At 69.5% G+C, this 859-nt stretch carries 1 protein-coding gene; it reads left to right on the forward strand.

Annotated features, from left to right (window positions below; translation table 11 throughout):
• Positions 1 to 835 (forward strand): MCE family protein (locus tag ACFPZN_RS56205; RefSeq protein WP_378293651.1); only part of this gene is annotated, 835 nt, incomplete at its 5' end.
• Between the last annotated feature and the right edge of the window lie 24 nt (positions 836 to 859).

Genomic DNA, 859 nt, shown 5'->3' on the forward strand with positions numbered 1-859 from the left:
CACGCTGCTGCGCGAGCTGTCCAACGGACTGGAAGGACGCGGCACCACCCTGCGCGACCTGATCGGCGACACCCACCAGCTCGCCGGCACCCTGGCCGACAACGCCGGCACCCTCGACAGCCTCGCCGTCCAGCTCACCGCCCTCACCGCCACCCTGGCCCCCACCGCCCCCCAACTCGGCACCGGCATCAACGACCTGGCCGCCTTCACCCACACCCTCAAACAATCCCGCCACGACCTCGACAGCATCCTGCAACGCGGCCCCGCCATGGTCACCCAGACCAACAACCTCCTCACCGCCGCCCGCCCCGGCCTGCGCTGCATCCTCCACGCAATGAGCGCACCCGCGCCGCCGGTGTTCACCCCGGCCAACACCCGGCATTTCGACCACGCTCTGACCGTGCTGGCCAAACAACTCCCCATCGCCACCGACTCCTTCATCGAGAAACGACCCGAGGGGAGTTACGTCCGGCTCAGGCCGCTCATCTCCATCGGGAACGGCGTCCCCACCCCTGATGGCCGGCTCTACTCGCGTGAAACCCCCGGACCAGTCATTCCGCCGCTTTATGAGTGCACCGGCCAGGCACAGAGCACCAACACCGGCCAGCAGGGCGGTTCCAAGCAGGGCACGGCTGCTCCCTCGGCGCCCGGATCCACGGCGGGCACCATCGCCAAGGGCCCCTTCATCACCGCTGACAAACGGGCCGCCGACACCCCACACGACTCCCCGTGGTCACGGTGGCTGCCGCTGCTGCCCGTGGCCGCCGCCGCACTCGTCCTGGCCTACGCCGCCTACCGGATGAGCGCCACCGTCCGACGCCGACCCCGAAGCTGACCGGAGGCAGTATGACCACCAAAA

Origin of the sequence: Actinomadura rugatobispora, assembly GCF_042656285.1 — a bacterium.
GTDB lineage: Bacteria > Actinomycetota > Actinomycetes > Streptosporangiales > Streptosporangiaceae > Spirillospora > Spirillospora rugatobispora.